The sequence below is a fragment of the Lysinibacillus sp. genome, assembly GCF_032093475.1.
GTDB classification, from domain to species: domain Bacteria; phylum Bacillota; class Bacilli; order Bacillales_A; family Planococcaceae; genus Lysinibacillus; species Lysinibacillus irui.
Map to the genome: position 1 here is coordinate 1 of NZ_DAMDAY010000060.1, position 9908 is coordinate 9908.

Annotated in this window: 13 protein-coding genes; 4 read left to right on the forward strand and 9 right to left on the reverse strand. The window is 36.5% G+C overall.

What is annotated here, in order from left to right:
* The 6 genes from RT445_RS13340 to nusB all read right to left on the reverse strand — a co-directional run.
* Positions 1-374: polyprenyl synthetase family protein (locus RT445_RS13340; protein ID WP_313470716.1), on the reverse strand; the 374-nt coding region annotated here is incomplete at its 3' end.
* Positions 375-377: 3 nt separating this feature from the next.
* Positions 378-611, reverse strand: a complete 234-nt coding sequence (gene xseB / locus RT445_RS13345) for an exodeoxyribonuclease VII small subunit (RefSeq protein ID WP_008179899.1) — start codon at positions 609-611, stop codon at positions 378-380.
* A complete protein-coding gene (xseA, locus tag RT445_RS13350; protein WP_274793623.1) occupies positions 608-1966 on the reverse strand; it encodes an exodeoxyribonuclease VII large subunit in 1359 nt (452 codons plus the stop codon). The genes xseB and xseA overlap by 4 nt, the downstream gene beginning before the upstream one ends.
* Positions 1967-2199: 233 nt before the next feature.
* Positions 2200-3015, reverse strand: coding sequence for an undecaprenyl-diphosphate phosphatase (locus RT445_RS13355; protein ID WP_274793624.1), 816 nt, complete (start codon positions 3013-3015; stop codon positions 2200-2202).
* 128 nt (positions 3016-3143) lie between these two features.
* A complete protein-coding gene (folD, locus tag RT445_RS13360; protein WP_274793625.1) occupies positions 3144-4001 on the reverse strand; it encodes a bifunctional methylenetetrahydrofolate dehydrogenase/methenyltetrahydrofolate cyclohydrolase FolD in 858 nt (285 codons plus the stop codon).
* A 31-nt stretch (positions 4002-4032) separates the two neighbouring features.
* Positions 4033-4416 (reverse strand): transcription antitermination factor NusB, encoded by a 384-nt coding sequence (gene nusB / locus RT445_RS13365; protein ID WP_008179889.1) that lies wholly within the window; start codon positions 4414-4416, stop codon positions 4033-4035.
* Positions 4417-4822: 406 nt separating this feature from the next.
* On the opposite strand from nusB, the gene RT445_RS13375 reads away from it, so the two are divergent.
* The gene (locus tag RT445_RS13375; RefSeq protein ID WP_274793627.1) at positions 4823-5686 is read left to right on the forward strand and encodes a MerR family transcriptional regulator; all 864 of its coding nucleotides are present in this window, start codon (positions 4823-4825) and stop codon (positions 5684-5686) included.
* Between the two features lie 164 nt (positions 5687-5850).
* Complete coding sequence (locus RT445_RS13380; RefSeq protein WP_274793628.1) at positions 5851-7020, forward strand: MFS transporter; 1170 nt, start codon at positions 5851-5853, stop codon at positions 7018-7020.
* A 95-nt stretch (positions 7021-7115) separates the two neighbouring features.
* On the opposite strand, the gene RT445_RS13385 is transcribed toward RT445_RS13380, so the two are convergent.
* Together RT445_RS13385 and RT445_RS13390 are read right to left on the reverse strand one after the other, a co-directional pair.
* Entirely contained in the window at positions 7116-7526 is a 411-nt protein-coding gene (locus RT445_RS13385) for an Asp23/Gls24 family envelope stress response protein (protein ID WP_274793629.1), read from the reverse strand.
* A 99-nt stretch (positions 7527-7625) separates the two neighbouring features.
* Positions 7626-7964 carry a nucleoside triphosphate pyrophosphohydrolase gene (locus RT445_RS13390; protein WP_274793630.1) on the reverse strand — a complete coding sequence of 113 codons (339 nt, stop codon included), beginning with the start codon at positions 7962-7964 and terminating at the stop codon, positions 7626-7628.
* Positions 7965-8145: 181 nt separating this feature from the next.
* Here RT445_RS13390 and RT445_RS13395 point away from each other — a divergent pair, with 181 nt between their 5' ends.
* Positions 8146-8520 (forward strand): peptidylprolyl isomerase, encoded by a 375-nt coding sequence (locus RT445_RS13395; protein WP_274793631.1) that lies wholly within the window; start codon positions 8146-8148, stop codon positions 8518-8520.
* Between the two features lie 63 nt (positions 8521-8583).
* Entirely contained in the window at positions 8584-9171 is a 588-nt protein-coding gene (locus tag RT445_RS13400; RefSeq protein ID WP_274793632.1) for a GNAT family N-acetyltransferase, read from the forward strand.
* Between the two features lie 79 nt (positions 9172-9250).
* Here the strand turns inward: RT445_RS13400 and RT445_RS13405 are convergent.
* On the reverse strand, positions 9251-9908 hold a 658-nt coding region (locus RT445_RS13405), incomplete at its 5' end, for an MraY family glycosyltransferase (RefSeq protein WP_313470717.1).

Sequence of the window (9908 nt, forward strand, 5' to 3'; positions counted from 1 at the left end):
ATGCCAAATGCCAACGTATTTAGTGCATCTCCAGCAAGCGTTGCAAGTGCTTCACCATAAACTTTATGATTCGTCGGCTTTCCTCTTCTGAAATCATCATTATCCATACTTGGTAAATCATCGTGGATTAAAGAATACGTATGAATGATTTCAATTACAGAACCGACAAGAAAGCCGTCCTGTAAATTTTTATGGTAAAGCTCAAGTACTGCTAACACAAAAAGTGGGCGAATTCGTTTACCGCCAGCCTTTAATGAATAAAGCATAGATTCCTTTAAATCGGCTGGTGCATCAATTTGTTCAACAAGCGCAAACATGGTTTCTTCAATTTGTGGTATGTTACTTTCAATAAAGTACTTTAATGGCTCATTCATTTCCTAATTCTCTCCCTTTAGTGGATCAAATGCTGTTGTTTCACCAGTCTCTTGGACAATCGATACGAGCTGTTCTTCTGCATGTTGCAGCTTACTATGGCAAAACTTTGATAGCTCCATTCCTTGCTTATATAAATCTATTGCATTTTCCAATGGCACATCGCCTTGCTCCAACTGGCGAACGATTTCTTCTAGTGCCGTCATGGCTTCTGCAAACGTTTGTTGTTTCTCTGTCACAACGTTTCCCCCTCATTCTTTGGCAAGATATTTTTCACTTCAGCCACAACTTTCCCATCATGGAAAGAAAGTGTAAGTTGATCCTGCTTTTGTACCTCAGTGGATGATTTGATCATTTGTTGATCTTTATATGCTACTGTAAAACCTCTTGTTAGAATGGATAGCGGATTTAATGCTTCTAATGTTCTAACAGTGGCCTCAAATTGTTGTTGTTGCTTCGCTACATAATACGTAGTAGCACGGGATAATTGTTGAATGCGTGCTTCAAGTTCACGTTGATGGAACGCCAGTGCCTTTTTAGGTGAATGCTGCTCGACCGTACTATGTAATTGTTGAAGCTGAGATTTTTTCTTCATCAACTCCACCTGCATCGCTGTCTGCAACCCAGACTCGAGCTGTGCTAATCTTTCAGTAAATGGTCGATAAAGTCTTTCTGGCATGGACAATGGATAAGACTGCTGGAGCTTATTTAGACGTTGTCGTTCAGCCATAAGTTGCGACCTCACTATTTGATGAAGTTGTGTTTTTTGCGTAAGTACCCGCTGGTAGAGCTCTGCTTGATCTGGAACAGCCATCTCTGCAGCTGCCGTTGGTGTAGGAGCTCGTAAATCAGCTACATAATCTGCAATGGTTGTATCTGTTTCATGTCCGACTGCGCTAATAATAGGAATTCGGCTTTCAAAAATAGCCCGTGCCACTATTTCTTCATTAAAAGCCCATAAATCCTCAATAGAGCCTCCACCACGACCTACAATTAACACATCACAACTCGCATTCTGATTGGCACGTTGAATATTTTGCACAATATTTGGAGCCGCCTGCGCTCCTTGCACTAGAGTTGGATAAATCAAAATTTTAGCAAGGGGGTAACGTCTCTTCAACGTCGTACAAATATCTCGAATAGCAGCACCTGTAGTCGATGTTAATACACCTATTTTTTCAGGAAACTTTGGTATCGGTTGCTTCCACTCTTGTTTAAAAAGCCCCTCTTTTTGTAATTGTTCTTTTAATTGATTAAAGGCAACAAATAAGCTACCAATGCCATCAGGTTGCATCTCCTGTACATAAAGTTGGTAGGTACCATAACCTTCGTAAACGTTTACATCGCCTCGAATAAATACTTGCATACCTTCCTTTGGCTCAAACGCTAATTTTGTAGCCGCCATTTTAAACATCGTAGCCGCAATGCGGGCTCCATCATCCTTTAGCGTAAAATAAATATGGCCTGATTGATGGAGTTTAACATTCGATAATTCACCCTTTACATATACTTCACGTAGATGAGGGTCAGCATCAAACTTTCGTTTAATATATTTCGTTAACGCTTTTACTGTTAAATAAGAAGCAGACGACATGTTTTCGGCTCCTTTACTATAATCAAGTTTTTCACAAAAACTACACCTATCATAACATTTTTTACTGTCGTTGACGTGCCAAAATGCAGTTTCGCTAGAAAAAATGACGAGGTTACAACTATCGAAAAACAACTATAACATATTCATACACGATCAAACTATTAGAAAACAGCTTATTACCATCCATAACAAAACAAAGCCCCATAACAATAGTTGTTATGAGACTTTACATTTTAATAGAATAGTAATAGAAGCGTACCTACAATAAAACAATAGTACGTAAAATAGCTAAGTTTACCGCTTTTCATAATACCCATAAACCATCGCATCGCAAAATAGGTCATAATGAGCGTAGCGATGAAAGTAGCTGCATAGGGAAGTGCCAATGCGCCTTTATTCGGCTCCTCTAAAAAATCCGTAATCCCAAGGACCACTCCCCCTAAGCTTACAGGAATATAAAGCATAAAGGAGAACCGTAAGGCTGTATCCTGCTTCATACCTACTGCTATTGCTGAAATAATCGTTGCTCCTGATCGGCTAATACCTGGCGTTAAAGCTACTGCTTGCCCTAATCCTACAATAATAGCGTCTTTTGCCCTGAGATCAGCATCATTCTTCTTCCCTCGCATATTACGTATTAACCATAATGCAGCTCCTGTGACAAATAACATAAGCGCAATTGTAGTCATACTGACATTGTCAGCAATGACATCACTTAATAACACCCCTAAAACGCCTGCTGGAATAGATCCTATGATAATATACAATGCAAAGCGAAAATCAGCTTTATAGCGCCTCTCCCCTGTCTTTAAATAGAGAAAGAAATGACTTATAAGGCGCACAATATCCTCTCGATAAATATACATAATGGCAAGTAATGATGCTGTATTAGTTAAAATGGCGAATGTAAAACCTTGTTCTCCAAGCCCTAGTATTTCACTGGCAATCATAACATGTCCACTCGATGAAACGGGAATAGGCTCTGTGAAACCTTGGACAAGACCAATGATGATATGTTTAACAATTAACATAATATCGATGTTTTCCATAAAAACCTCCTTCTACGTATGTATGTCCCAAACGTTACATTAGACGTCAAAAATAGCAAAGAAGTTCTTTTTTACTCATCAAAAAAGTCATCTCAAAGCAATGTTGAGATGACTCTTTTATGGTTATGTTATTTATTTTGCAAGCTATTTTCAGCTGCTTGCACTGTGTTGAATAGTAACATCGTGATTGTCATTGGTCCGACACCACCTGGTACAGGAGTAATATGTGATGCAATACCATCTACTTCTGCAAAGTTTACATCACCGCATAATTTATTGTTCTCATCACGATTAATACCGACATCAATGACAACCGCTCCATCTTTTACATGCTCCTTTGTAATAAAGTTTGCACGTCCGACAGCAGCTATCAAAATATCTGCCTGTTTTGTAAATGAAGGTAAATCAGGCGTTTTAGAATGTGTATATGTCACCGTTGCGTCTTTTTGCAAAAGTAGTTGTCCCATTGGTTTACCAACGATATGACTACGTCCTACAATAACAGCATGTTTTCCTGCAATGTCAATTCCTGAATACTCAAGAAGCTTCATCACGCCGAACGGTGTACAAGGTAAAAATGTGTCTTGGCCAAGCATCATTTTCCCCACACTTACTGGTGAGAAACCATCGACATCCTTCTCGACAGCGATTGTCGCTATGACTGTATCCTCATCAATATGTTTTGGGAGTGGTAGTTGTACTAAAATTCCGTGAATATCCTCACGTTGATTTAAAAGTTGAATTTGTGCTAATAATTCCTCTTGCGTAGTTTCAGCTGGTAATTTAATCAGTTCTGAAAACATACCAATTGCTTCACAAGATTTTTGTTTATTTCTCACATATGTAGCTGAAGCTTGGTTGTCTCCAACTAATACAACCGCTAAACCAGGTGTTAATCCTCGCTCTTTTAAGCGAATGACACGCTCTGCTACAGCATTACGAATTTCTTGACCAATTTCTTTACCATTAATAATTGCACTTGACATAAACCTTCGTTACTCCTTCCAATTCAACACATTATTCTTGTTCTGTAAATTTAGAAAGTACACCATTGACAAATTTAGATGAACTATCATCGCCAAATGTTTTACATAACTCGATTGCTTCGTTTAGTACTACTCTTTTTGGTGTTTCTGGCATGTATAAAAGTTCGTATACAGCTAGACGTAAAACCGTTCTTTCAATTTTCGGTAGACGGGCAAGTGACCACTTTTCAAGATGCTGTTCTAAAGTAGCATCGATTTCCTCCAAATGTTCAGCTGTTCCAGTAACAATCTTTTCGTAAAAGGCATTGGTTGGTTGTCCTTTAATATGACCCATTGCTTCTTCTACTGTTAGATCCGTATTGTCTAGCTGAAACAAAACTTGCAACGCTTTTTCGCGTGCTTCATGTCGTTTCATGTAAAGCTCTCCTTCTTAAGTGGCATTAAGGTTTATAATAGCATAAAATCGCACGAGAAACACGATTTCAAGCAAGTTTTCAATAATCTGAAACCTTTTTTAAGGAACTTTTTACATCATTCCTAATTGAGCTCCCTTTTAATCAAATAAGCTCTCCAAAAATGATTGTTTCCTCCTCATCATGTATAATAAAGAAAAACGAAAACAAACTTCAGAGGTGTTCACAATGCAATATGAAGCCATATGTACGAGTTGTAAAAAACCATTTAAATTGGTTGAAGGTGAAGAACAATACAAACTAATGAAGGAACGTAAATCTCACCTATTTTACTGTGACGATTGCAAGCATAAAATTCGCTTTGACGCCATTCGAAACTTCTTTAGGTATTACTAATGGAGGCAATTTATGAAGGAACATTATTATACCATTGGTGAGGTTGCCAAACTTTCAAACTTATCGATTCAGACGTTACGCTATTACGATCAAATTGATTTATTTAAACCAGCTTATACAGATACCTACACCAATTACCGCTACTATAAAGACACTCAGCTATTCTATTTAGATATAATAAAATCACTTAAATATATCGGTGTTACCCTCGAAGATATAAAAAAAGCGCTCAAATTAACCTCAAATGAATTGCTTGATTTTCTTGCACAGCAAGAGCTACGAATAAACGAGAAAATCTCACGCTTAAATGAAGCGAAAAATACTTTATTGAAAACAAAAAAGCAATTACAAGAACAAATAGATATCCCGATCTTCGGTGAAGTATATGAACAGGTAGAAGAAGCAATGCCCGTTCTTCAAGTGACAACGACTGAATTAACACCAACATCGAGCGCTAATACATATTATGCAATACTAACAAAAATCATTGAAAACGAGGGCAGTGTGTTAAATAGTCGATATGGTTGTATATATCCTCTTAAGCCTTATCAAGATGTCCATGATATTTTTTATGATGTTATTTTCACTCCTCTTTTAACAGAGCGCACATTTTCAAAGCTCTCAGCAAATATACAGCAAACTACCATTCCCGCTGGAAAGTATGTATGTATTGCCTTTATATATGACCCTGAAACTTATTTTTCGTACTATGAAAAATTAAGAAATTATGTATTGGCGCAGCAAGAAATATTTGAATCACAAGTGTATGAACTCTATATGCCAGCGACATTAACAATGGAGCAAGAAAAGAAGTTTATTGTAGAATTAAAGGTTAGACAAAAACAAGAAGGACAAGAATCTTCCCTAAAAATTTAAAGGCCAATCGTATAAACTCCTCAAAAACTCCCAAACTGATAAAAACTTTAAAAATGGAAAACAAATCTTTTGACCCTATAGTTACTATAGGGTTTATCGTATTACATGGAAATATTCTAGTAGATTTAAAACATGTATCGTTTAACAGGTAGAAGGAGAGCTTTATGAGCAAGAAACAAAATATAACATTAGCAATTTTATTATCCAATCTTTTCATTGCTTTTTTAGGGATTGGTTTAGTCATCCCTGTTTTACCAACTATCATGAATGAGCTTCATATCTCGGGCTCTGTTGTTGGTTATATGGTAGCAGCATTTGCTATTACCCAATTGATTGCATCACCTATCGCAGGTAAATTAGTCGATAATATCGGTCGTAAAATCATGATCGTGTTAGGTCTTTTTATTTTTGGGCTTTCTGAGTTTTTATTCGGATTCGGTCGTTCAGTGGAAATTCTTTTTGCCTCCCGTATGCTCGGTGGCGTAAGTGCAGCTTTTATTATGCCAGCCGTAACAGCTTATATTGCTGATATTACGACATTAGCACAGCGTCCTAAAGCACTGGGTTATATGAGTGCTGCCATTAGCACAGGGTTTATTATCGGTCCTGGTATCGGAGGATTTTTAGCAGAATATGGTACACGTGTACCATTTTACGCGGCAGGGGTCCTTGGTCTTTTCGCGGCTATTCTGTCGTTGATCTTATTAAAAGAACCGTCGCGTGCTACGGACAATGAGGAAGTTACACCATCTATGCTAGGTAGTGTGAAGCGTGTGTTTAGCCCGCTTTATTTTATTCCATTCATTCTTATTTTCGTGCTATCCTTTGGTCTCGCTGCATTCGAATCACTATTTAGCTTATTTGTCGATCACAAATTTGCATTTACGCCATCAGATATTGCCATTATTATTACAGGAAGTGGTATTGTAGGAGCCCTGGCTCAATTAATTCTGTTTGACTGGCTAACAAAGAAAATGGGTGAAATTAATGTCATTCGTTATTCATTGATTCTCTCGGCGATCCTAACATTCGCTATGACGATTGTCAGTCATTATTTTGCCATTTTATTTGTCACATTCTTTATTTTCGTTGGCTTTGATTTAATTCGGCCAGCGGTTACTTCATATCTATCAAAAATTGCTGGCAATGAACAAGGATTTGTTGGTGGTATGAACTCCATGTTTACAAGCCTAGGTAATATTTTTGGGCCTATCTTAGGTGGGATCTTGTTCGATGTAAATTTGAACTATCCCTATTACTTTGCCACAATCGTGTTAGTGCTTGGCGTTATTCTGGCATTGTTCTGGAGAAAGCCAAAGCATATTGAATTATAAAAAAGGCGATACATTTAGACTAATGAATCCTAGAGAAATCCTTAAAAAAGGGCTGCCCTTTGATGAAAAATCATCTTAGGGCAACCCTTTTTTTGTTATTCATGTACTGCTGTTTCTTCTTTTTCGAACTGTATAGCAGTAATATGCACGTTGACTTCTGCTGTTTCTAGTGCTGTCATATTAAAAATAGCTTGGCGTATTTGCGTTTGTACTTCCTTTGCAACCTTAGGAATGGCATATCCATATTTTACAGAGCAAAATACATCAATTGCAATTTCACCCGTTTCTGTGACACCGGATTTAATGCCCTTATTGTGTACTTTTTTACCGAATCGTTCCACGACACCTGTCGCAATATTTCCACGAGTTGCAGCAATGCCTTCAACCTCATTGACAGCAATACCTGCTACAACTTCGATTACCTCTGCCGCTACCTCTATTTTTCCAAGCTCTTCTTTTCCAGAAGGTGTTGGTTGTACGAAAGATTGTCCTACTTTCTCTGCCATACAAATATCATCCTTTCCCTTACAAATCACAAACAAATGCTGTACTACCGTTTATTATACTATAAAAAGGAAGGTTTGGCTGTCGAAAGCCGTTTTAATTTATAGCGAACCTGATGGATCTTCTACATCTAGCAAAAAAATTCTTTTTTCAAATCCACCACGAATTTTTTTCTTCTGCTCACGCATCGCTTCTAGTTCTTCAAAACTTACGCCTAACACACGTATAGCTGTATGAATGAGTTCGAGCAGATCTGTCAATTCTTCAACGCTTTCCTGACTATTTTTCGCCTCGTGAAATTCTGTAGCTTCCTCTATCATCTTAGTTTTGATTGCCTTGATAAATTCTTCTGATTCTAAAGTTCGTGCATAATACGATAAACCTTTCTCTTCTATCATTTCTAAAATTTTATCCCTTACAAGTTTATTATATACTGGCATTTATCCATCGACTCCCTTTATGATGAACTCTTCTATTAATTTCAAAGTGATTTAACCCTCACTTATATCGTTAGTAATTCTTTGTCAGTACTCCCTCTCCATTTCGACCTACCATACCTTTACTATGGTACAATTCAATTAATGGAAATTATAGTAAATCAAGAGGAGGTATGAAAAGGCATTGAAAAAATTATTATTTTTTATGTTTTTCACCGTATTTCTTTTTACAGCATGTCACTCATCAACATTAAGCATTACTGAAATTGAGGTAGTTCCAGATAAAGTGCAAAAGGCTATGGACGAAAAATCAACACTACAATTACTCAATGTAGTAGATCAAGATGTTTCTTACATCGTTTTTCGATCAAAAGGAACCGTTACGGTAGATCTTGAAACACAAAATAATACAATAACGATCAAGTTAGATGTGACAAACGAGCAAGATAATGCAATAAAACAGCATGTTTACAAATTAACGTTAGAACCTCACCATGATACGATTGATATTCAAATTAATGGTAAATCTACATCGATTGATCTTGTAACAGGTATATGATGGGCAACCAATGGCTCAAGTTCATTGTAGGTAAATTACTGATTGAAGTGGAGGTATATTGAATTGTTAATTAGAAACTATAAAAAAGAAGATGAACTAGGCTGGCTACAATGTAGAGTTCTTGCTTTTTTAAAAACAGCTTATTTTGACAATGTGCTAAATAAAAAAGAAGTCTATGAACAGCCTTCCATTGAATTAGTAGCTGAAATTGATGGAAAAATTGTTGGTTTAATTGATATAGAATATGAAATCAAAGAAGGCACAGTTTGTTCAAGAGGAAAAGGACTAGGTGGTATGATTTGGCACATCGCTGTACATCCTGATTATTCACGAAAAGGAATAGGCGAAAATTTATTAAAGGTTGCTGAAAAAAGAGCCATTGAACTAAATTTAAATCGCTTTGAAGCATGGACGCGAGACGATGAATGGGTGCAAAATTGGTATAAAAAAATGGAGTTTTCTCAAGTCGAATCCTATTATCATATTTATCTTGAAGGGAGTGAAATGACTAATAGAATCACAACGAATGTTCCAAATCTATTTCCTGTTTCAACATTCAGTCATTATGTCGGCCATGATATGGAACAATTCACTAATATCACACGTAAACACCAATGTATCTGCTATGAAAAGTATTTAAAGACTGTTTAAGCATTTTAGGACTTGTTTTTATGATTAATCGTCATATACGCAAGTCCTACAATGTTTATTAGGATGCTCCCATCCAACTTTAAATTATACGGTATTTACGTGAGGATTGTGTGATCACTAAAAGTATCGTTAATCCAACAACAAAATACCAGAGCATATAAAAAGGAACTATGAACATTAGGACACTAAATACTATTGCTGTTACAACGCTAACTGTAATAGCGTATACACTTGTAAATTTATCTTTCATCCAATAATATAATGTGAATGGTAGTGCTAAAGTAAATATGGGAATATAAATATTTACAATAGATGCTTTGATAAGAGATAGTGATAGTACAGCTATGATGAAACCAATTGTCGTAGTAAGCGTTCGTCCTACAATTACTTTACCAGAAAAATAGCTGTATAACAGAATAGACAGCATAACTAAACAACTACAAAATCCTATGATTACTACAAATAAATTACCCATAATGTAAGCTAATATTGACAAGCAAACGAAAGACACAATTGGTAACAGCAAGATTGATGGATTATGTACTTTTTCTAGATTTATTACATTTGTAAAGCCAACAAGAAATAATATTGTAAAAGGAATCGTCAAATAACCTAATTCGAAGGTATTACCTATAGTAATATGACTAACCGAAAGATTACCGACTATGCTGATCGGTAGTGCCGCACAAATTTGACCAAGCACCACCCAAATGCCTGATAGCTTAAAAGCTTGAGTA